The sequence below is a fragment of the Actinomyces sp. oral taxon 448 str. F0400 genome (assembly GCF_000220835.1).
Taxonomy (GTDB): Bacteria; Actinomycetota; Actinomycetes; order Actinomycetales; family Actinomycetaceae; genus Actinomyces.
The window spans coordinates 2,705,717-2,727,920 of sequence record NZ_GL985606.1 but is presented as its reverse complement, the minus strand read 5'-3'; the positions used below and the strand labels follow the sequence as shown (position 1 = coordinate 2,727,920).

The window sequence follows — 22,204 nt, the reverse complement described above, 5'->3', positions numbered from 1 at the left end:
TCGGAGGCATGTCTGCGACAGCCTGTCAGATCCGCGCCGTCGCAGTGTTCCGAGGCCCCGAGGATGACGGGGGCAGACGCCGGGTCCGGGCCGTGGGTTCGCGGGGCGACTCGCCGGGTGCCTCTCGGGCGTCTCAGATGCTGAGCGCCTCGATCAGCTCGCGCCGCAGTACTCGGCCCCCGGCGTCGGTCGGATGGTGGATCGTGCGGATGCCCACAGCGGCGGCTGCATTGATGTTCTCGGAGTTGTCGTCCACGAAGAGGGCCTCATGGGCGCCCATATCCGTCGCATCGAGAACGGCCTGGAAATAGCCCGGCTCGGGCTTGGCCACCCCCAGCACGCAGGAGTAGGCGTCCACGTCGCACAGGCCGTCGTAGCCCAGCACGGTGCGCATCCACTCGCGACGCTCCTTCTGCTGATTGGTCGCCAGCACGGTGAGATAGCCGGCGGCCCTCAGATCCCGAACCGCCTCCCAAGCGACCGGGTCGGGGGTGGCCCGCCGCCACAGGGTCATGAGCTCTTCGGCGCCGGTCGTCAGGTTCAGCTCGACGACGAGACGCTCCAGCAGGTCCCGCAGGGACTCCCGGCCCGAGAGTGCCGGACCCTCCTGGGACAGAAGTGCGCGTGCGAAGGTCTCGCCGCCGCCTTCGGACAGCGCCTGGAACCAGGGTGTGCCGATGAGCTGGAGGACGCCGTCGGCGTCCAGCAGGACGGCGCGCACCGGCGTGGTGCCCGCGGACGGCAGGGGCGGGTCGAAGGAGAGGTCGGGGTCGGCGGACCGGGCGGAGGAGGTGCTCATCGGGCTCATCCTGCCCTATCTGGGCCCGCGGGCGCCGCAGGACGGCGGCTGCGGGCCCATGTCCGTGCGATGGGGGTCGACCGGGGGCGGGGCGTGAGAGGCGACGCGGAACGGGGCGCCGTCGCCCGTCGCGAGCGGACCGGGTGTCACACTGGGGGCATGCCGACCGACCAGTCCACTCTTCCCGTTGCGCACAGCGATGACGTCTACGCCTCCCGTCTCATCGATTTCGTCACCGCCTCCCCGACCAGCTACCACGCGGCCGCCGAGACCGGAGCGCGCCTGGGCGCGGTCGGCTTCGTCCCCGCGGACGAGACGCGCCCCTGGGACGAGGGCCTGCCGCGGCGCGGCTACATCGTGCGGGACGGGGCGGTCGTCGCCTGGATCTTGCCCGAGCGGCTCCGGGACGAGGCGGGCTGGCGCATCGTCGGCGCCCACACCGACTCCCCGGCCCTCAAGCTCAAACCGTCGGCCGCGATCGTGCGCGACGGCCTCCAGGTCCTCGACGTTGAGATCTACGGCGGGCCCCTGCTCAACTCCTTTCTCGACCGCGAGCTGGGTCTCGCCGGGCGCCTGGTCACCCGTGACGGCCGCACGCGCCTCGTGCGCACCGGACCGCTGGCGCGGGTCGTCCAGGTCGCCCCGCACCTGGACCGCGGCGTCAACGACTCCCTCCACCTCGACGAGCAGGCTCACCTGCTGCCCGTGTGGGCCCCCGCCTCCGCGGACGCCCGCCCGGACGACCCCGAGCGATACTTGTGCGAGCTGGCCGGTATCGACCCGGCCGACCTCGCCTTCCACGACATCCTGACCTTCCCCACCGAGCGGCCCGCGCGCTTCGGAAGGCGCGATGAGTTCCTCGCCTCCTCCCGCCTCGACAACCTCTCGTCGGTGCACGCCGCCCTCGTGGCTCTGGAGACCCTCGTCCGTGATGGGGGCAGGGGAGCTGGAGGTGTTGAGCGGGCCGCGGAGGCCGGGCCGGTCGTCTTCATCGCCAACGACCATGAGGAGGTCGGCTCCGCCACCCGTTCGGGGGCGGCCGGCCCCCTCCTCGAGACGATCCTGGAACGACTGGCCGGGACGCTCGGCGTCGACGGCGACGCGCGGGCCGCCATGCTCGCCCGCTCGGTGTGCGTGTCTGCCGACGCCGGGCACGCCGTCCATCCGAACTACCCGCATCTGCACGACCCGGCGGTCAGACCCGTCCTCAACGGGGGCCCGCTGGTCAAGATCAATGCCCAGCAGCGCTACGCCACCGACGCCGTCGGCGCCGCCGTGTGGCTTCGGGCCTGCGCCGCCGCGGACGTGCCCGTGCAGAACTTCGTGTCCAGCAACGCCGTCCCCTGCGGGACGACTATCGGTCCCATCACCGCCTCCCGGCTGGGGATCACCACCGTCGACGTCGGGCAGCCCCTGCTGTCCATGCACTCCCAGCGGGAGATGTGCGGCGTCGCCGACGGCCCTCGCTTGTCCCGGGCCATGCGGGCCTTCTGGCTGGGGGCGTGAACGGCGGGCTTCCGGAACGCCGGTCCTTGATGTCGCAGCCACTCAATTTTAGCGTTTAAACATGCCCTTGAATAAGGGGGTGCGGGTCGCGGATGAGGACGTCGACCTCGCCGCCGAGACCTTCGCCCCCCTGGCCGGCCCCATGCACATCCGCATCATCCTGCTTCTGCGCGGCGCCGAGCACTCCTCGGGCGAGCTCGCCGAGCTCACCGGACGCAGCCCCGCCGCCGTCTCCTAGCACCTGGCCAGGCTCCGCTGGGGCCGCGCCGTCACCTCTCGCCACGAGGGCAGCCGCGTCTTCCACCGCCTCGCCGACGAGCACGCCCTGGCCCTGGTCGAGCAGGCCCTCCATCAGGCCGCGCGCGCCGCCGAGGCCGAACCTCCCCATCACCGCACTCCCGGGAGCCGACCCGCATGACCGCGACCGCCTCCACGACCGCGCCCACCGCCCCGAGCGCGTCGGCGCGCGCCTACCTGTCCCGCATCGAGCGTGCCGACCTCGCCCGCATCGCCCTGGTCGGCGCCGGCGTGCTCGGGGTCCAGCGGAGGGCGGCGCCCGCTGGCTCAGCCCCAGGCGCCGCGCCAGTACTGGATCGGCAGCCCCGCCTGCCGCCAGTCGTCAACCCCCAGGTCGTGGGCCCAGCGCACCGGCAGGTACGGCTCGCGCAGCGCGGGCCTGCCCACGGCCACCGCGTCCGCCTGCTCGGTGCCCACGATCTGCTCGGCCTGGGCCGCCTCGGTGATGACGCCGACCGTTACAACCACCGGACGGCCGCCGCCCGGCGTCGTTGAGCCCGCCACGGCCCGCCGGACCTGTGCGGCGAAGGGCACCTGGTAGCCGGGCCCCACCGGCACTTGTGCGGGCACGTTCCCCCCGGTCGAGATGTGCAGGACGTCGACCCCGGCCGCCACGAGTTGCGGTGCGAGCTCGGCGGTGTCCTCGCCGGTCAGCCCGCCCTCGGCCCAGTCGGTCGCCGACAGCCGGATGCCCAGGACCGTCTCGCCCCCGACCGCCTCGCGCACGGCCGCAGCCGTCTGAAGGGTGAAGCGGCGCCGACCCTCCGGCGAGCCGCCGAACTCGTCGGTGCGGGTGTTGGACAGCGGGGAGAGGAACTCGTGGATGAGGTAGCCATGAGCCCCGTGCAGCTCGACGACGTCGTAGCCGGCCTCCGCGGCCCGCCGCGCGGCCGCGGCGAAGTCGGCCGTCACCGCGCGGACTTCGTCGGCTCTCAGCGCGCGCGGCTCGGCGTGCTGCGGATAGGCGACGGCGCTGGGCCCCACTAGGTCCCAGCCGTCGAGCGTGGCGGTGCGCGCGCCGGCGGCGGCGTCGGGCCGCCACGGGGGCGTGCCCGCCTTGCGCCCGCCGTGACCCAGCTGGACGCCGGCGAGCGATCCGGCCGCGTGGACCGCCTCGACGATGCGGCGATGCCCGGCCACCTGGGAGTCGTCCCACAGGCCCAGATCGAAGGGGGACAGGCGGCCGTTGGGGGCGATCGCGGTCGCCTCCACGATGACGGTGCCGAAGGCGCCCTGGGCGCGCGAGGCGTAGTGAAGAACATGCCAGTCGGTGACGACGCCATCGCGGGCGTCGACGCTGTAAGTGCACATGGGCGGCAGCCACAGGCGGTTGCGCGCGGTCAGGCCGCGCATGGTCAGAGGCCTCAGGATGGTCGGCGTGCTCATGACGGGCACGCTACGCGTCGTGGCCCGCGAGCGGAACCCTCTCCGGTCGACCCGGCGGCGCCCGGGTCGCCATCACAGGAGAATCGCAGGAGAGCGGGGAGGGGCGGGGACACCTGCGGGTCGATCATCTAGCCTGAGATCACCATGAGCACCGCGCCCTCCGCATCCACCGCCTCGATCGTCCCGCCCGCGTCGGCCACGGCCGCCGGACCGTCCGACCCGACTCGTCCCCCGCGTCCGCGTCCCCTCCCCTACGGGCGCCCCGGCCACGCCCCGGCGCCGATCACCCGGCGGGTCGACGACGTCGCCCTCGTCTTCGAGGGCGGCGGCATGCGCGGCACCTACACCGCCGCCCTCGTCCAGGTCCTGCTGGAGGCCGGCCTCTTCTTCCCCTGGGTGGGCGGCATCTCGGCGGGTGCCACCAACACCGTCAATATGGTCTCGCGGGACCTGTGGCGCACGCGCGAGGCTTTCATCGGGCTGACCACGGATCCGCAGGCCGGCGGCTGGGGCAGCTTCATGCGCCGTCAGGGCTATTTCAACTCCGACCACATCTACCAGCACACCGCCGCCCCCGACGAGCCCATCCCCTTCGACTGGCCCGCCTTCAAGGGTTCGCAGGTCACCGTGCGCATCGGTTCCTTCCGCTGCGACACCGGCGAGGAGGTCTACTGGGGTCTGGAGGACGTCGATGAGATGGCCGACCTCCTGCCTCGCTGCCAGGCGTCGTCGTCCATGCCCCTGCTCATGCCGATCGTCCGTATCGACGGCGCCCCCTATCTCGACGGCGCTCTGGGACCCACGGGCGGGTTCGCCACCGATGCCGCCGCGGCGGACGGCTACGAGCGCATGCTCGTCGTCTCGACCCGCCCGCCGGGGTACCGCAAGCCCGACGAGAAGCGGCCGGGCCTCTACCGGCGCATGTTCCGTCGCCACCCGGCCGTGGCCGAGGGCATCATCAGCCGCCCGTCGAACTACAACCGGACCATGGAGGAGCTGGAGATCGCCCGGAGCGAGGGGCGGGTCTACCTCTTCCAGCCCGACCGCATGCCCATCGTCAACGGCGAACTGCGCTACGACCGGGTCGTGGGCGCCTACGAGGCCGGGCTGGTCCAGGCCCGCCGGGAGCTGCCCCGCATTCTGGAGTTCCTCGGGCTATGAGACGCCTCGCCCGGTCGGGCGCTCGGGCTCGGACAGGCTACCCCCGCCCCGCTCGTCGAGCGCGTCCTGCCCGGTGCTGGCCTCAGCGGGGTCGCGCCGCCCCGTAGGCGGCGATCGTCTCCCCTGGGGCGAAACCGAAAGTCGTCACCGCCGGGACGCGCTCCCCGCCGGCCAGGTGCGCGGCGAGCAGATGCAGCACGACCCTCTCATGCGGCGGCATCGGATCGGGTGGAGCGTCCAGTGCGAACCAGCGCAGTCCGGCGTTCTTTCCCGGCTCACCCACGACCGGCTCACCGGTCCATCGCCGCGCCGTGAAGAAGAAGTCGACCCGCTGCTCCAGGAGCGGTCCGCCCACGTCGTTGGACCGGTGCACCGTCGTCAGTGCTCGCACGTCCTCGGGGTCGAGGACGATGCCGGCCTCCTCGGCCGCCTCGCGCACCACCGTGCGCGTCACCGGCTCACCGACCTCGACGTGCCCGGCGACCGCGCAGGCCCAACACCCGTCCATGTAGCCGGTGTTCCGCCGCAACTGGAGGAGGACCTCGGTACGGCCCCCGCCCGGCCGTCTCGGCGGCGTCTGGCGGAGCATGAGCAGGTAGGCGGCGGGGACGAGGGCGAAGAGAGGAGCGGGCATACGACCACGGTAGCGAGTCGGCCGCCGAGGTCGGCCCGGCCTCAACGGTCGCGCGCCGCTCCCAGCGCCTCGCGCAGCAGCTCCACCAGCTCGTTGGTGCGCTTTGGCGCATCGGTCGGCACAGTGACCACTCGTGGCCAGGGACGCCCGCCGCCGACACCCGGGTCCGGCCAGCTCACCGGCCCCCACAGCCCCGCATGCGCCAGGGCCTCCTCGAGCCCGTCCAGCACGCGCACCGCCCGCCGGCCGGGCCCGCCCTCGAGACCGCGGGCGTCCCGGAGCGCCACGCAGCCGGCCGACCCCGGATTGGCGACCCTCAGCCCGCAGGCCCGCGCGCCCTCCTCCAGACTCTCCCGCAGCCGATGGGCCGTCAGCGCTCGCCGCTTGATCTCCTCGGGGTCCAGCGCCTCCAGCATCCCGGCCGCGGTCGCGCTCGCGGGCACGGGCGCAGTCGCAGCCTCGATGGCGTCCTCGTGGTGGGCGGCGATCTCGCACACCCGCAGGCGCAGCCTCTCGCGGCGGGTCCCGCGCGCGGCGCTCATGGCCCTCAGCGCGGTGTGGAGCTCGACCCCCAGGGCCGTGGCCGTCTCATCGATCGGTCCGCGCTCGTGCAGGTCGCCGACGACCCGCTCCAGGCCCGTCGCGAGCGCCGAGTCCTCCGACCAGCACAGCCGGGCCCCGTCCGGCACCGGCAGCAGCTTGCGCATGCTCGCCACGACCGCGTCCCAGGGGCCGTCCCGGCCGGTGCCCGGCCTCCTGTCCGGACCGGACGCCGTCGGGGCCGGGGAGCCGGCGGCCCCGACGGTGCGGATCAGCCGGTCGATGAGCGAGTGCGTGGCGTCCAGGACGAGTGCCGACCCGTTCCGCCGCGCGGCGGCGAGCACTGCGGCCAGGTTCCTTCCGCCCCGGTTGCCGTAGGTTTCGCAGTGCAGCACCGCCGCGCCCGGCTCGCGCGCCAGAGCCCGGACCAGTGAGGCGGGGTCGATCAGCAGATCAGCGCCGACGTCGACCGGGTGCACCCGCACGCCCTCCAGCGCGAAGGGCAGCACCATGGTCCCGCAGTGGTACCGCGGCACGAGGACGGCCCTGGTCCCGCCGTCCCGCAGTGCACGGGCGACGAGCGTCAGGGCCTGCTTCCCGTTGCCCACGAGAGTGCGCATTCCGGCAGGCTACCTCCTTCGCCCGGGCCGTCGTTCTGTTCCGTCGTTCCGCTTCGAAGGATTTGAGGAAGACGACAAAGGAGGCGGAGTGGAACCGGTGTTCGTCGGGGATGTGACGGCGAGGGCGTTCACATACGGTTGTGGCATGACGACGAACACTCCCTCATCATCCGCCACCGGACCGGGTACTGCTCGGGCCGGCGCCGCCACCCGCTCGCTGCCTGGGACGCTCGTTCGCGAGATCGGGCTCGTCGCGGCCGGCGCCGTGGCCCTGACCCTCATCGGGCAGGTCGCGCTGCCGCTGCCCTTCACCCCCGTGCCGGTCACGCTCGGCACCCTGGCCGCGCTCGGAATCGGCGGCCTGCTCGGCGCCCGCCGCGCACTCGGCTCAGTGTCCCTCTACGGCGCCGCGGCCGCTCTCGGCGCACCGGTTCTGGCGGGGTGGAGCAGCGGCGTCGGGGCCTCCTTCGGCTATGTGCTGGGCTACGCCCTGGCCGGCGTCGTCGCTGCTCGTGCGCTGGCCCGCGGCGCCGACGGCTCCCGGCGCCCGCTCGTGGTGCGCGTCGGCCTCATGCTTCTCGCCTCGGCGCTCGTCTACATCCCGGGTCTCGCCTGGCTCAAGGTCGCCACCGGCGCCGCCTGGGGCACGGTCTTCGCCGTGGGGCTAGCACCCTTCGTCATCGGCGACGCCCTGAAGTCGGCCGTCGCCGCCCTGCTGCCCTCGCGGCCCTCGCCCCTGTGAGCGACGAGGAGGATCCGACGATGCGGGCGGGTCGCCCGAGCGGCGGATTCGGGGCCACGACGTCCTGAACCCGCCAGTCGAGACGACCCGTCCCCGCCGGCTGCGCGCGGAGTAGGACGGTGCCATGACCACTCCCGCATCCCGGACCGGTGCGAGTGCCGAGGGCCGCTCCGCCCGCACCGCAGTCACCGTCTTCCCCCTCCTCATCCTGGCGGCCTTCGGCGTCGCGGTGCTGGCGCCGGCGCAGCTCTCCCCGCTGTCGGCGGGAACCGATTGCGCCCTGGGCATCATCATGTTCGGCATGGGTCTGACCCTGACGCCCCCGGACTTCGCCCTCGTGGCGAGGCGGCCGCTGCCGGTCCTGGTCGGCGTCATCGCCCAGTTCGCCATCATGCCGACGTTGGCCTGGCTGCTCGTCGAGGGCTTCCGGCTCGCCCCGGCACTCGCCGCGGGGGTCATTCTCGTCGGGTGCGCGCCGGGCGGCACCTCCTCCAATGTCATCTCCTACCTCGCCAGGGGCGACGTCGCCCTCAGCGTCACGATGACCTCTATATCGACCCTGCTCGCCCCGGTCATGACCCCGCTGCTCACCCGGTGGCTCGCCGGTCAGTACATGCCCGTCGATGCCGGCTCCATGGCCAGGAGCATCGTCGCGATGGTGCTCGTCCCCGTCGTCGGCGGCCTGCTCGTGCGCCTTCTGTTCGGGCGAGCCGTCGAGAGGATCCTGCCGGCTATGCCGTGGATCTCGGTTCTCGGCATCTGCTACGTGGTCCTCGCCGTCGTGTCCGCGTCCGCCTCGACGATCCTGTCCGCAGGCCCGCTGGTTCTCCTCGTCGTCGCCTGTCACAACATCCTGGGCTATCTGCTCGGCTACGGGGCCGGTCGGCTTCTGGGCCGGGACGCCCCGGTGGCCCGAACCATCTCCATCGAAGTCGGCATGCAGAACTCGGGTCTGGCCGCCACCCTGGCGGCGGCCTACTTCCCGCCCGAAGCCGCCCTGCCCGGCGCCGTCTTCTCCATCTGGCACAACCTGTCGGGCGCCGTGCTCGCCATGCTCTACCGTCGCCGCGACACGGCGGCGACGCTCATGGACGGGCCGGCGCGCGCGGACGCGGCGAGCGAGCCGGACGCGACCGCTTGAGGCCCCAGGGAGGCCCCGGGGAATCGGAGGCGCCACGCGGGACGGTTCGCTGAGGGACTCCAGGTGGAGGCGCAGGCGAAGGACGCACCGCGCGGCGCGAAACGGTTCGCGGCGCCGTAGGGTGCGGGCATGAGTCCTGCGCGCCCCGTGCTGTCCGTCCTCGACCTCGTTCCGGTCTCGGCCGGGCGCACCCGCGCCGACGCCCTGGCCGAGATGGTCGCCCTGGCCCGCACCGCCGATGACGCCGGCTACGCCCGCTACTGGCTCTCCGAGCACCACGGCTCGACCACCTACCTCGCCTCGGCCACGACCATTCTCATGGGCCAGGTCCTGGCGGCCACTGAGCGCATCGGGGTCGCCAGCGGCGGCATCATGCTGCCCAACCATGCGCCCCTGGTCATCGCCGAGCAGATCGGCACGCTCGCCACCCTTCATCCGGGGCGGGTGGGTCTGGGACTGGGGCGCGCGCCGGGCACCGACCCGTTGACCGCCTCGGCCCTGCGCCGCCGCGATGCCGATCCCGCTCACTTCGCCAACGAGGTCCTGGAGACTCTGGCCTATCTCGGCGCGATCCCCGACGACGCCCTGAGTGCCGTCCCCGGCTCGCTCCTGCCCCCCTCGGCCGTGGTCGGCTGCGAGTCCGACTCCCCGGCCGCGCGCCCCGCCGCATCGGAGCGCCGCGTACGGGCGATTCCGGGGGAGGGCACCGACCCGGACACCTGGATCCTCGGCTCGTCGGTCAACGGGGCGCGCGTGGCCGGCAGGCTCGGCCTGCCCTTCACCTTCGCCTCGCACTTCGCACCCGCTCAGGCGGAGGCCGTCATCACCACCTACCGCAGCTACTTCGGCGGACCCGATGACGCCGGCCCGCTCTCGCGCGACGGCCGCCCGCACGTGGCCGCGGGGGTCAATGTCGTCGTCGCCCCCCGGCGCGAGGAGGCCGAGTTCCTGTTCTCCACGGCCATGGCAGGTGCTGCGCGCGTGCTCGGCGGCAGGCCCGGCCCGCTGGACCGGCCCACCGCCGACCCGCGGGCCTGGCGGGACCTCGCCGGAGGACGGGACGCGGACGTCGAGGCCTCCATGGGACTGTCCTTCGTCGGTGCACCCGACGCCGTCGCCGACGGCCTGCGCGGACTCGCCGCGCGCTGGGGCCTGGAAGAGGTCCTGGTGGTCACCAGCATTCACGACGCCGCCGCGCGCCGTCGGTCTTACACGCTGCTGGCCGACGCCTGGCGGGCGCGGTGAGGCCGACGGACTCGACGACCGACATGCCGGCCCGCGGGCGGCGGTCCGGGATCCGGAGTCGGTGGAACCGGATTGGACGAGCGGACGCGATATGAACAGGTTAAACGATTCGACAAGCCCGACGTCGCAGGTGGTTCGGACGATTCGAACGAGTTTCTGTGTCCAGAATGTTACCGATTGAGTTTAGAATTGCTTCAACCCTGTCGGCACGTCCCTGCTCGGGGCACAGACAGCTGTTGCCGACGATGCCATGTCGTACGGAGGTACTTCCCTTGAGTAATCCCATGATCTCCCGTCGCAGTTTCGGCCTGGGGGCCGCCACGGCCGCTGTGCTGCTCGCCAGCGGCTGCGGTTCCGACACGTCCGCGGGCGATGACGCCTCGAGCGACTCGGCCGGTGAGGGCGCTGCCAGCGGCGGCAGACTTACTCTCGCCTACAACTCGGACGGACCGCACAAGGCCTGGGTCGAGGCCGTGTGCAACTCCGTCAGCAACACCCTGGGCATGTCCATGGAGCCGCTGCCCTACGCGCAGTTCTCCGAGCTGCGCCAGCAGGTCACCGATGGGACGATCGTCGGCGCCTTCCGTTCTGGGTGGCAGGCCGACGTCCCCTCCATGGGGGACTTCCTCAGCAATTCTTTCAAGACGGGGGCGGGCGCGAACGACGTCCAGTACTCCAGTGCCGCCGTCGACGACCTTCTGGATCGGGCGACCCAGACGATGGACGACGATGAGGCGTTCGACCTCTACACCCAGGTCCAGGAGCAGCTCTTCGCGGATCTGCCGGTCATCCCGCTGTGGTACCAGAACGGCTTCGGCGGCTACTCCACCAACGTCAGTAACGTGACCTTCGGCTGGAACGCCATGCCTCGCTACGAGGCGGTCACCACCACCGCCGCCGGCGGCGTCGTGCGCGTCAACGACGCCGAGCCCCAGAATCCTTTGGTGCCCACCAATACCAATGAGACGGGCGGCGGCCGCATCGTCGATCTGCTCTTCGCCGGTCTGGTCTCCTACGAGGCGGACGGCTCCGTGAAGAATGAGGTCGCCAAGTCCATCGAGACCGACGACAACCAGAACTTCACGGTCGAGCTCGAGGACGGTTGGACCTTCTCCGACGGCAGTCCCGTCACCGCCGATTCGTTCATCAATGCGTGGAACTACGGCGCCAGGCTGGGCAATAAACAGCTGAACAGCAGCTATTACGAGATCATCGAGGGGTTCTCCGATGAGGAGGACCGTGAGACGCTCACCGGCCTGGAGAAGATCGACGACCTGACGTTCACGATCCGGCTCAAGGCCCCGTCCTCCGACCTCAGGCTGCGACTGGGCATGGCGGCCTTCTACCCGCTGCCCGAGTCCGCCTATGACGACATGGAGGCCTTCGGCGCGGCTCCGATCGGCAACGGCCCGTACAGCATGACCACGTGGGACCACAACTCCCAGGTCGTGCTCACCAAGAGTGCGACCTATCAGGGCAATCGTCAGGCCCAGAACGAGGGCATCACCTTCGTCATCTACACCGATTACGACGCCGCTTACAACGACCTGCGCTCCAACTCCCTCGACGTGCTCGACGCCATTCCGAATTCGGCGCTGTCGAGCTTCACGGATGACCTCGGCGACCGCGCGATCAACCAGCCCGGCGCCGTCATCCAGTGCTTCGCCATCAGAACCGACGTCGAGCACTGGAAGATGGATGATGAGGGCCGTGCCCGCCGCGCCGCCCTGTCCCGTGCCATCAACCGCAAGCAGATCTGCGACACCCTGTACTACAGCACCCGCACCCCCGCCTCGGACTTCACCAGCCCCGCCATCCACGGGTGGACGGATCGGGTTCCCGGTAATGAGGTTCTCCAGTACGACGAGACCGAGGCCAAGAACCAGTGGGCCAATGCGGAGGCCATCGCCCAGTACTGATCCGATACTGATTCGACTTCCGTCGGCGGCATCGGCTCGGCGCGCCCCGCTCGTCCGGCCGCCTCGTCGGGCCACCGGGCGCCGCGCCCCGCTCGCGCTGCACCGTTCGCACCCGTCCGCCCCGCACCCTCCCACCCGCTGACAAGGAGATGCCGATGCTCCGCTACGCCGGACGCAGGCTCCTGCAGATGATCCCCGTCTTCTTCGGGGCCACGCTGCTCATCTACGCCATGGTCTTCGCACTGCCGGGGGACCCGGTCTCCGCCCTGGGCGGGGACCGCGCCCTCAGCCCCGCCCTCCAGGAGCAGATCCGCGCCCAGTACAACCTGGACAAGCCCTTCCTCGTCCAGTACCTCCTGTTTCTCAAGGGGATAGCGACCTTCGACCTGGGAACAACCATCCGCGGGTCCAGACCGATCGTCGATGTCCTCGCGGAGGCCTACCCGGTGACCATCAGGCTCTCGGTCATGGCCCTCGCTGTCGAAACGGTGGCCGGGATCGTCATCGGCATGGTCGCCGGCATGCGCAAGGGGCGGCTCTTCGACGCCACGGTCCTGGTCCTGTCCCTCGTCGTCATCGCCGTGCCGACTTTCGTCATCGGCTTCCTCCTGCAGTTCTTCGTCGGCGTCAAGCTCGGTTGGCTGCCGGTGACCGCCGGGAACGCCCCGGGGCTCAAGGAGCTGCTCATGCCCGCACTCGTGCTCGGGGCGGTCTCCTTCGCCTACGTTCTGCGGTTGACGCGCACCCAGGTGGGGGAGAACCTCTCAGCTGATCACGTCCGTACGGCGCGCGCCAAGGGCCTGTCCGGCGGCCGAGTGATGATCGTCCATGTCCTGCGTAACTCATTGGTGCCCGTGGTCACCTTCCTCGGTGCCGACTTGGGCTCGCTCATGGGCGGGGCCATCGTCACCGAGGGCATCTTCAACATCAACGGTGTGGGCGGGACGCTTTACCGGGCTATCCTCAACGGGGAGGGGCCCACGGTCGTCGCCTTCACGACGGTGCTCATCCTCGTGTTCATCATCTCGAACCTTCTCGTCGACCTCCTGTACGCCGCCCTCGACCCGAGGATCCGCTATGTCTGAGACCTCTGAGAGCATCGTGAATGAGCCTGGGAGGCGGCGCGTCCGACCGGGCCAGGAGCACGTTGTCGCCGCGACCGATGAGCAGGGACTGGGCGCCGTCGACGCCGTCGCCGACGACTCCGCCCCCTCCTCGATGTGGGGAGAGGCGTGGAAGCAGCTGCGTCGTCGTCCCATCTTCTGGGTCTCCGCCCTGCTCATCGCGGGCGCCCTCCTGCTCGCCGTGGCGCCCGGCCTGATCGCCCGTGCCACTCCCACCTACTGCCGGCTGGACAATTCCTACGGCCCCTCGAGCGCTCAGCACCCCTTCGGCTTCGACCAGCAGGGCTGCGACGTCTTCTCCCGGACCGTGTACGGCGCCCGTGCGTCGGTGGCCGTCGGCGTGCTCACCACGCTCATCGTCACCGTGAGCGGCGGGCTCATCGGTGCTCTGGCGGGGTTCTTCGGCGGCTTCTTCGACGCGCTGCTCTCGCGCATCACCGACGTATTTTTCGCCGTTCCCTTCGTGCTGGCCGCCATTGTCGTCATGCAGATGTTCAAGGACAGGACCTCCATCCTCACCGTCGTCACCGTGCTGGCGCTGTTCGGGTGGCCGCAAATTGCCCGCATTACCCGGGGTGCGGTCATGAGTGTGAAGAATGAGGACTTCATCACCGCCTCGACTTCGCTCGGCAGCGGCCGTCTGGCCCTCCTGACCCGCCATGTCCTGCCCAATGCCGCCGCGCCGATTATTGTCACCGCCACCGTCCAGCTCGGCGTCTTCATCGTCTCCGAGGCCACCTTGTCCTTCCTGGGGATCGGTCTGCCTCCGTCGGTGATCTCCTGGGGCTCCGACATCGCCACCGCTCAGGGTGCTCTGCGCGACCACATCTCCGTTCTGTTCTACCCCGCGGGCGCCCTGGCGCTCACCGTGCTCGGCTTCGTCATGATGGGCGATGCGGTGCGCGACGCTCTCGACCCGAAGGCTCGCACGTGACTACTGATGACACCACGACCACCGACGACGTCGTTGACGGCACTGGCACCCGGATCGAGGTCGATGACGGGGCGCTATTGCGCATCGAGGACCTCGATGTGGCCTTTCGCTCCTCCACCGGGCTGGTTCCGGCCGTCCGCCGGGCGAATCTGACGATCTACCCGGGCCAGAGCCTGGCCGTCGTCGGGGAATCGGGTTCGGGTAAGTCCACCCTGGCCAACGCCATCATCGGTCTGCTGCCGGGAACCGGGCGCGTGACCGGGGGCCGCATCCTGCTCGGGGACGAGGACATCACCCGTGTTCCCGAGCGCCGCATGCGGCGGCTGCGCGGCAGTGAGATCGGGATGGTCCCGCAGGATCCCATGACCAATCTCAACCCGGTGTGGTCCATCGGCTTCCAGGTGCGTGAGACGCTGCGCGCCAACGGGCTGGCCGGCGTCGCCGATGATCGTCTCGCTATCATCGCCGCAGCCGATGAGGACACCCGGGATGGGGGTGAGCGGGACGAGGTCGCGGGCGATCGGACGGATGGTCACGGCAGGCGGAAGGCCGGCGGGATCGCCTCCGTCCCCTCCGGCAGGATCTCCGTCGCCGAGCAGGTGGCCCTCCTGCTGGAGGACGTCGGCCTGCCGGACGCCGCCCGCCGCGCTAAGCAGTACCCGCACGAGTTCTCCGGCGGCATGCGTCAGCGCGCCCTCATCGCCATCGGTCTGGCTGCGCGTCCCCGCCTGCTCATTGCCGACGAGCCGACCAGCGCCCTGGATGTGACTGTCCAGCGCCGCATCCTGGATCACCTCGGGCGGCTGACCCATGAGCTGGGCACGGCGATGCTCCTGGTGACCCACGACCTCGGCCTGGCCGCGGAGCGTGCCGAGCAGGTCGTTGTCATGCATCGCGGACGCGTCGTCGAGTCGGGGCCGAGCCTGGAGGTGCTCCAGAACCCGCGCCACCCCTACACCCGGCGACTCGTCGAGGCCGCCCCCTCGTTGGCGTCCCACCGCATCGAGGCCGCGCGCGCCGAGGGCATCCGTGTCGCCTCCGATGAGCTGGGTGTCCGCGAGATCGCGGAGGACGCCCCCGAGATCCTGCGGGTGGAGCATCTGACCAAGGTTTTCGACGTGCGCGGGGCCAGGGGCGCCGACGCCCGCATTCGCGCCGTCGACGACGTCACCTTCGGGGTGCGCCGCGCCACGACGACGGCGCTGGTCGGCGAGTCCGGATCGGGCAAGTCCACCGTGGCCAACATGATCCTCAACCTCATCGACCCCACCGAGGGCAGGGTCTTCCACAACGGCGTCGATCTGTCGACTCTGGGGCGCAAGCAGCTGTTCGATCTGCGGCGCATCATGCAGCCGGTCTTCCAGAACCCTTACGGATCGCTCGATCCGATGTACTCCATCTACCGGGTCATCGAGGAGCCGCTGCGGGTGCATCGCGTGGGAAACCGCACCGAGCGCACCAAGCGCATCTGCGAGCTGCTCGACATGGTCGCCCTGCCGCGCTCGGTCATGCGGCGCTACCCCAATGAGCTTTCCGGCGGTCAGCGCCAGCGGGTGGCCATCGCCCGCGCGCTGGCCCTGCGGCCGGAGATCGTCGTGCTCGACGAGGCCGTCTCCGCCCTCGACGTGCTCGTCCAGGCTCAGATCCTGCGGCTGCTGGCCGGGTTGCAGGCCGAGCTGAACCTGACCTACCTCTTCATCACCCACGATCTGGCCGTCGTACGGCAGATCGCCGACGATATCGTGGTCATGGAGAAGGGGAGAGTGGTCGAAACCGGTCACGCGGACGCCCTGTTCGCCGACCCGCACGAGGACTACACGCGCGAGCTCATCGACGCCGTTCCGGGCGCGAGAATCGCCCTTTACGGGGGAGCGGGCTAAGACGCGTCGGCACGTCGGCGGTGGCCGCGCCGACGCGCCGGCCCTGACGCCGGGACCGGCATCGGCCCGTTTCCGTGTGATGCGTATCGCGCGGAGTGTGTACGTTTGATGTCGGGGCGCGGGTATCGTTGCCCGGTACCGTCGACATGCGGCACTCGGCCCTCTGGGGGCTGAGCGCGGTGCCGGCGGGGATGTCCGCACACCGGCCGAGCGGGTTCTCGTCGCCCGCCCGAACCCCACCGGTATTCCGGAGAGAAGACCGAATGCTCCCATATCTAGCGAGAAGGATCGCGAACTACGCGATTCTGCTGTTCATCGCGACGTCGATGGCCTATCTGATGGCCTCGGCCACGCTGGACCCGGCAACCCTGTGGGATCGCGGTGATCCGCGCCTCAACTGGGATGCGGTCAACGCCTCGCTCGCCGAGTACAACATCAGTCACGACCTGCCGGTCTGGGGCCGCTACGTCACCTGGCTCAAGGGCGTCGTCCTCCATTGGGACTGGGGCATGACCCCCAAGGGGGCGAGCATCAACGGCATGATGGGCGCCAAGATCCTGGTGTCGGTGCGCCTGGTCTTCCTCGGCGCGTTCATCGGCATGATCGGCGGAGTCGCGCTCGGGGCGTGGACCGCCACCCGCCAGTACTCGGTCGCCGACCGCATCGCCACCCTTCTGTCCATGCTCGTGATCTCCACACCCGTCATGGTTCTCGCGATCCTGCTGCAGGTGGCCGCCGTGCAGATCAACCGGGCGACGGGCTACCAGCTATTCGAATTCACGGGTATGGGCGACGGCGTCGTCGGACAGCTTCAGCACCTCCTGCTGCCGACCCTGTCCATGTCCCTGGGGGGCATCGCCACCTACTCGCGCTACCAGCGCAACCTCATGCTCGACACCCTGGGGGCCGACTACGTGCGCACTGCCCGGGCGAAGGGTCTGGTTAAGCGCAAGGCCGTCACCCGTCATGCGCTGCGCACCGCCCTCATCCCCATGGCCACCTACTTCGCCTTCGCCCTGGCCACTCTGTTCACCGGCGCGGCCGTCACCGAACGCGTCTACACCTGGCACGGCATCGGGGAGTACTCGGTCAATTCGATCTCCCAGATGGATATCAACGGCGCCACCGCCGTCGTCGCCTTCTCCGGGCTGTGCACCCTGACCGGGGCGCTCCTGTCCGACGTGTTCGTCGCGATCGTCGACCCCAGGGTGAGGGTGGGCTGAGCCGTGTCGGACATCCACCAGGTCGCGCAGGCGGCCACTACCGGGGCCGTCGAGGACGCGCCCGGCCGGGACGGCAGCCAGGGCAGGAGGCGTCTGTCGCGGCGGCAGCTGATCGCCCGGCGCTTCGTGCGCAACCCCTCCGCCGTGATCGGCATTGTCGGCTTCCTCCTCGTGGTGCTCTTCGCCCTCGTCGGCAACCGCCTGGGACGCTGGGAGTTCACGCAGGTCGACTCCGGCGGCTTCCTCCAGCCGCCTTCCGCCGAGCACTGGTTCGGCACGACCCAGGGCGGACGCGACGTGTTCGCCATGACGGTCGAGGGCACGCGCAAGTCCCTGGTCATCGGTGTGTGCGTCGCTCTTCTTCAAACCGCTATCGCCGCGGTCATCGGCTCCACAGCGGCCTATTTCGGCGGCTGGTGGGAGCGCGTCGCGCTGTGGTTGACGGACCTCCTCCTGGTGGTGCCGTCCTTCCTCATCATCGCGATCCTGTCCCAGCGCGCCGGCGCGAATCGCGGCTCCATCGCTCTGTTCATCGTGCTGCTGGCCGGCTTCGGCTGGATGCTCACCGCGCGCGTGGTGCGCTCGCTCACGCTCAGCGTCAAGACTCTGGACTACGTCGCGGCCGCCCGTTTCATGAATGTCAGGAGCATTGTCATCATCGTTCGCCACATTCTGCCGAACATAGCTTCTCTGCTCATTGTCGATGCCACTGTGGGCCTGGCCCTGGCTGTCATGAGCGAGACGACGCTGTCCTACTTCGGCTTCGGCGTGCAGCCCCCCAATACTTCGCTCGGGACTCTTATCGCCGAGGGCCAGACGGCGGCCACCACCTCGCCCTGGATCTTCCTAGCCCCCTCCGGCGTGCTCGTCATCATGCTGGTGTGCGTCAACTTCATGGGCGATGGCCTGCGCGACGCCCTCGATCCCTCATCCAAGTCCGGAGGCAAGGCATGAGCCGCAGGAAGAACGCCGGGTCGCACTCGGACTCGCGGGCGCTGCCGGATCCGCAGGCGGATGCGCCGCTGCTCGAGGTAGAGGGACTGCGCGTCTCCTTCCCCTCCGAGGACGGCACCGTCCGCGCCGTGCGCGGGGTCGACCTGGCCGTCGGGCGCGGCGAGGTCCTCGCCCTGGTCGGCGAGTCGGGCTCCGGCAAATCCGTCACCTCGACCGCGGTCATGGGACTGCTCGACGAGTCCGCTCAGGTCAGCGGGTCCGTTCGACTGCACGGCACCGAGCTGCTGGGGCGCGATGACGACTACATGTCGCGTATCCGCGGCTCCCAGGTCGCCATGGTCTTCCAGGATCCGCTCAGCGCGCTCACTCCCGTCTACACGGTCGGCTCCCAGATCGTCGAGGCGCTCAAGATTCACGACGCGGACGTGAGCAATGACGCCGCCTGGGAGCGGGCGGTCGAGCTGCTCGACGTCGTCGGCATCCCCAACCCCGACGTGCGGGCCAGGGCCTACCCGCACGAATTCTCCGGGGGCATGCGCCAGCGCGCGGTGATCGCCATCGCCATCGCCAACAATCCCGACCTCATCATCGCTGACGAGCCGACCACTGCCCTGGATGTGACAATCCAGGCTCAGATACTCGACGTGCTGCGCACCGCTCAGAAGGAGACCGGTGCCGGCGTCATCATGATCACGCACGACCTGGGGGTCGTGGCGGGCATGGCCGACCGCGTCAGCGTGATGTACGCCGGACGCATCGTGGAGACGGGCGACGTCGACGACCTGTTCCACCGCTCCCGCATGCCCTACACGATCGGCCTGCTCGCCTCCCTGCCGCGGCTCGACGCGAGGAAGGACTCAGCGCTGGCGGCTCTGGAGGGCAATCCGCCCTCGCTGCTGGCCGAACCCACCGGATGCCCCTTCGCGCCCCGCTGCCCGATAGCGCAGGACGAGTGCCTCGACGGGGAGCCGGCTCTCACCGCGGTGCGCGACGCGGACGACGCCCTCTCTGACGCCTGCGGTCCGCCCTCGGCGGGAGTCCAGCTCAGCGCCTGCCGCCGCTCCGGCGAGATCGAGGAGGGCGACCTCGATGGCACCGCCATCTACCCCGTGCCGTCCCTCAAAACCCCCGACACCATGAGCCTGCCGCGTGAGGACCGTCCCGAGGTGCTGCGCGCGACGAACCTGGTCAAGGAGTTCCCGCTGATGAAGGGGGCCGTCTTCAAGCGGCGCGTGGGCACCGTCCACGCCGTCGACGGCATCTCCTTCGACGTGCGCCAGGGGGAGACCTTCGCCCTGGTCGGCGAGTCCGGCTGCGGCAAGTCGACGAGCCTCCTGGAGGTTCTCAGCCTTCAGGCGCCCCAGGAGGGAAGGATCGTCATTCTGGGCAGGGATTCCTCGCGGATCACCCGCTCCGAGCGACGCGCTATTCGTCGCGACCTGCAGATCGTCTTCCAGGACCCGATGGCCTCCCTCGACCCGCGCCTTCCCGTCTTCGACCTCATCGCCGAGCCGCTGCGCGCCAACGGGTGGCCGAGGAGCGGGGTCAGTGGTCGCGTCGAGGAGCTCATGGAGCTCGTCGGACTCGAGCCGAGTCACGCCAACCGCTACCCGCGCAACTTCTCCGGCGGACAGCGTCAGCGCATCGGCATCGCCCGGGCGCTGGCCCTGGAGCCCAAGCTGCTCGTGCTCGATGAGCCCGTCTCCGCTCTCGACGTGTCCATCCAGGCCGGGGTCATCAACCTGCTCGACGAGTTGCGCGGGAGCCTCGGGCTCAGCTATCTCTTCGTCGCCCACGACCTGTCGGTCGTCCGTCACATCGCGGACCGCGTCGCGGTGATGTATTTGGGCAAGATCGTGGAGGTCGGCGACGTCGACTCGATCTTCGAGGCTCCGGCGCACCCCTACACGCAGGCCCTGCTCTCCGCGATCCCGATCCCCGATCCCGCCAAGGAGCGCGGCCGGGACCGCATCGTGCTGCAGGGCGACCTGCCCTCACCGGCCAACCCGCCCTCGGGGTGCCGCTTCCGCACCCGCTGCCCGACGTTCGCGAACATCCTCACCGACGACCAGCGCGCCGCCTGCCTCGGCGCCATGCCGGATTTCGACAGCCAGGGCGACGACCACGACGTCGCCTGCTACTACCCGGAGCGCGCCTCGGTGTTCTGAGGAGCCCGGAGCCGACCACCTGAAAATGTGGGCTTGTGCACTGGACTTGTATCATAGTTTCTTGGACTCGCCTCTGCGCGTGTTCCGCACCCCCATAATCCTCCTGATCGGAGACCACCCATGATGATGAACCGTCGTTTGTTCCTGGCCGGCTCCACGTCGGCCGCAGCGCTCACCGCACTGGCCGCGTGCGCCAAGAACGAGGAGTCCGGCGGCCAGGACGACTCCACGGCCAACAGGGCGATGAACATTCAGGACCCCGCCTCCCTCGAAGACGGCGGCGATCTCAAGATCGCTATTCAGGGGCCGATCGACAACTGGAATCTCGCCACCGCGGTCGGCAACACGGGCGACCTGCGCAGCATTATCAACTGGGTATCGCCCTACTTCGTCGACTGGGCCGCTGACGGCACCTGCACCGCCAACCCGAACTTCTACTCCACCTTCGAGGCCGAGGAGAAGGACGGCAAGACCGTCGTCACACTCGAGCTCAACTCGAGCGCGGTGTGGGGGAGCGGGCGGCCCATCGATTCCGAGGACATCAAGGAGTCCCTCATTCACGGCAAGGATGAGAGCTACAACTGGGCGGCGCGCGACGGGCTCGAGAACGTCGAGTCCGTCGACACGCCGTCGGCCACCAGGGCCGTCGTCACCTTCGACTCCGTCATGCCGGACTGGACGAATTACGTCGCCGGCGTGAGCCCCAAGGAGCTCATGAGGGACGCGGAGACCTTCAACAATTCTCTGGCGGGTCACGGGGCCTTCAACAATGATTACCTCGCGGGCCCGTACAAGATCGACTCCTGGGACGAGTCGGGCCAGATCGTCACCATTGTCAAGAATGACAAATGGTGGGGAGACGCCCCCAAGATCGATACACTCACCTTCCAGGTTCTCGACCCGTCCGCCGAGGCGACCTCCTTCGCGAACAAGTCCCTCGACTATATCGAATACATTATCTCGAATGACGTCTACACGCAGTGCCAGGGCCGCGAGGACGCCGAGATCCGTCAGAACTTCGGCCTGCAATGGCGCCACTTCACGTTCAACACGACCAAGGGGATCCTGGCGGACCAGAAGGTCCGTCAGGCCATCGTGCGCGCCTGCGACCGCGTCGCCATCGCGTCCTCCGACCTGGCCGGCCTGCCCATCGAGACGGGGGACGTCCTCCTCGGCAATCGCTTTTTCATGCCGAATCAGACGGGCTACCAGGATAATTCCGGTGACTGGGGCTACGACGTCGAGGCGGCCAAGCAGCTGCTCGAGGACGCCGGCTGGACGGAGGGCGCTGACGGCATACGGGAGAAGGATGGGGAGAAGGCCTCACTGACCTTCACCTATCCCGCCGGCACCACCACGTCCCAGAATGAGGGGGCGCTGCTGCAGACCCAGCTCGAAGAGGTCGGCATCGATATGCAGATCGCCACGGTTCCCAATGACCAGTGGCAGACGGGCGTTCTCGATGCCAGGGCCTTCGACCTTGTCGCCTTCACCTGGGTCGGCACCCAGTACCCGATGGCCAATATCGGCGAGGTCTACGGCACGAATTCGAAGAGCAACTACTCTGACATGTCGGACCCGCAGATCGACGACCTCATCACTCGGATCGCGACCGAGCCCGACAACGGCAAGCGCATCGAGCTCACCAACCAGGTCGACGTCAAGCTGTGGGAGGACGTCATGAACTTCCCGATCTACGAGCGCCCCCAGTTCACCGCGGTGCCCAAGAAGCTTGCGAACTTCGGCGCCAATGGCCTGTCCTCCTTCCGTCCCGAGCACGTCGGCTACATGAAGTGACCGGGGGATGACCGGCGGATGTCCGGCGCCGTCTCCGCCGGGTCGGCGGGGCTTTTGATGCCGCTCCGTCGGCTCGCTGAGCCGTGCCCGGGCCCGGCCGTGGTGGCCGGGCCCGGGGCGGTGCGGTGGCCTGC

General features: G+C 69.8%; 18 protein-coding genes. 14 read left to right on the top strand and 4 right to left on the bottom strand.

Annotated features, from left to right (window positions below; genetic code table 11):
* Window positions 1-133: 133 nt before the first annotated feature.
* Window positions 134-808: an HAD-IA family hydrolase gene (locus HMPREF9062_RS11510; RefSeq protein ID WP_009750325.1), complete on the bottom strand. Its 675-nt coding sequence runs from the start codon at window positions 806-808 to the stop codon at window positions 134-136.
* A gap of 150 nt (window positions 809-958) precedes the next feature.
* Between HMPREF9062_RS11510 and HMPREF9062_RS11505 the strand changes: the two genes are divergently transcribed.
* Window positions 959-2,305 (top strand): M18 family aminopeptidase, encoded by a 1,347-nt coding sequence (locus HMPREF9062_RS11505; RefSeq protein ID WP_034254282.1) that lies wholly within the window; start codon window positions 959-961, stop codon window positions 2,303-2,305.
* Window positions 2,306-2,366: 61 nt separating this feature from the next.
* Window positions 2,367-2,543, top strand: a complete 177-nt coding sequence (locus tag HMPREF9062_RS13720; protein ID WP_253270715.1) for a hypothetical protein — start codon at window positions 2,367-2,369, stop codon at window positions 2,541-2,543.
* Window positions 2,544-2,869: 326 nt separating this feature from the next.
* Here HMPREF9062_RS13720 and HMPREF9062_RS11495 read toward each other — a convergent pair whose 3' ends face one another.
* A complete protein-coding gene (locus HMPREF9062_RS11495) occupies window positions 2,870-3,988 on the bottom strand; it encodes an oxidoreductase (RefSeq protein WP_009750322.1) in 1,119 nt (372 codons plus the stop codon).
* A gap of 144 nt (window positions 3,989-4,132) precedes the next feature.
* Here HMPREF9062_RS11495 and HMPREF9062_RS11490 point away from each other — a divergent pair, with 144 nt between their 5' ends.
* Window positions 4,133-5,149 (top strand): patatin-like phospholipase family protein, encoded by a 1,017-nt coding sequence (locus HMPREF9062_RS11490; RefSeq protein ID WP_009750321.1) that lies wholly within the window; start codon window positions 4,133-4,135, stop codon window positions 5,147-5,149.
* A gap of 82 nt (window positions 5,150-5,231) precedes the next feature.
* Here HMPREF9062_RS11490 and HMPREF9062_RS11485 read toward each other — a convergent pair whose 3' ends face one another.
* Both HMPREF9062_RS11485 and HMPREF9062_RS11480 read right to left on the bottom strand, forming a co-directional pair.
* Window positions 5,232-5,783: an NUDIX hydrolase gene (locus HMPREF9062_RS11485; protein WP_009750320.1), complete on the bottom strand. Its 552-nt coding sequence runs from the start codon at window positions 5,781-5,783 to the stop codon at window positions 5,232-5,234.
* Window positions 5,784-5,824: 41 nt separating this feature from the next.
* Window positions 5,825-6,943, bottom strand: coding sequence for a DegT/DnrJ/EryC1/StrS family aminotransferase (locus HMPREF9062_RS11480; protein WP_009750319.1), 1,119 nt, complete (start codon window positions 6,941-6,943; stop codon window positions 5,825-5,827).
* 145 nt (window positions 6,944-7,088) lie between these two features.
* Here HMPREF9062_RS11480 and HMPREF9062_RS11475 point away from each other — a divergent pair, with 145 nt between their 5' ends.
* From HMPREF9062_RS11475 to HMPREF9062_RS11425, 11 genes are all read left to right on the top strand, one after another.
* Window positions 7,089-7,685, top strand: coding sequence for a biotin transporter BioY (locus HMPREF9062_RS11475; RefSeq protein WP_050795357.1), 597 nt, complete (start codon window positions 7,089-7,091; stop codon window positions 7,683-7,685).
* Between the two features lie 124 nt (window positions 7,686-7,809).
* Entirely contained in the window at window positions 7,810-8,826 is a 1,017-nt protein-coding gene (locus HMPREF9062_RS11470) for a bile acid:sodium symporter family protein (protein WP_009750317.1), read from the top strand.
* A 129-nt stretch (window positions 8,827-8,955) separates the two neighbouring features.
* Complete coding sequence (locus HMPREF9062_RS11465) at window positions 8,956-10,071, top strand: LLM class flavin-dependent oxidoreductase (RefSeq protein WP_009750316.1); 1,116 nt, start codon at window positions 8,956-8,958, stop codon at window positions 10,069-10,071.
* 272 nt (window positions 10,072-10,343) lie between these two features.
* Window positions 10,344-11,990 carry an ABC transporter substrate-binding protein gene (locus tag HMPREF9062_RS11460; RefSeq protein WP_034254278.1) on the top strand — a complete coding sequence of 549 codons (1,647 nt, stop codon included), beginning with the start codon at window positions 10,344-10,346 and terminating at the stop codon, window positions 11,988-11,990.
* Window positions 11,991-12,145: 155 nt separating this feature from the next.
* Entirely contained in the window at window positions 12,146-13,075 is a 930-nt protein-coding gene (locus HMPREF9062_RS11455) for an ABC transporter permease (protein WP_034254275.1), read from the top strand.
* Window positions 13,068-14,048 carry an ABC transporter permease gene (locus HMPREF9062_RS11450; RefSeq protein ID WP_009750313.1) on the top strand — a complete coding sequence of 327 codons (981 nt, stop codon included), beginning with the start codon at window positions 13,068-13,070 and terminating at the stop codon, window positions 14,046-14,048. The genes HMPREF9062_RS11455 and HMPREF9062_RS11450 overlap by 8 nt, the downstream gene beginning before the upstream one ends.
* Window positions 14,049-14,101: 53 nt before the next feature.
* Complete coding sequence (locus HMPREF9062_RS11445) at window positions 14,102-15,928, top strand: dipeptide ABC transporter ATP-binding protein (protein WP_050795356.1); 1,827 nt, start codon at window positions 14,102-14,104, stop codon at window positions 15,926-15,928.
* A gap of 263 nt (window positions 15,929-16,191) precedes the next feature.
* Window positions 16,192-17,151: an ABC transporter permease gene (locus HMPREF9062_RS11440; protein ID WP_009750311.1), complete on the top strand. Its 960-nt coding sequence runs from the start codon at window positions 16,192-16,194 to the stop codon at window positions 17,149-17,151.
* Window positions 17,152-17,154: 3 nt separating this feature from the next.
* Window positions 17,155-18,105, top strand: a complete 951-nt coding sequence (locus HMPREF9062_RS11435) for an ABC transporter permease (RefSeq protein ID WP_009750310.1) — start codon at window positions 17,155-17,157, stop codon at window positions 18,103-18,105.
* Window positions 18,102-20,273: an ABC transporter ATP-binding protein gene (locus HMPREF9062_RS11430; protein WP_009750309.1), complete on the top strand. Its 2,172-nt coding sequence runs from the start codon at window positions 18,102-18,104 to the stop codon at window positions 20,271-20,273. The genes HMPREF9062_RS11435 and HMPREF9062_RS11430 overlap by 4 nt, the downstream gene beginning before the upstream one ends.
* A 120-nt stretch (window positions 20,274-20,393) precedes the next feature.
* Window positions 20,394-22,070: an ABC transporter family substrate-binding protein gene (locus HMPREF9062_RS11425; RefSeq protein WP_009750308.1), complete on the top strand. Its 1,677-nt coding sequence runs from the start codon at window positions 20,394-20,396 to the stop codon at window positions 22,068-22,070.
* The last annotated feature ends 134 nt before the right edge of the window (window positions 22,071-22,204 follow it).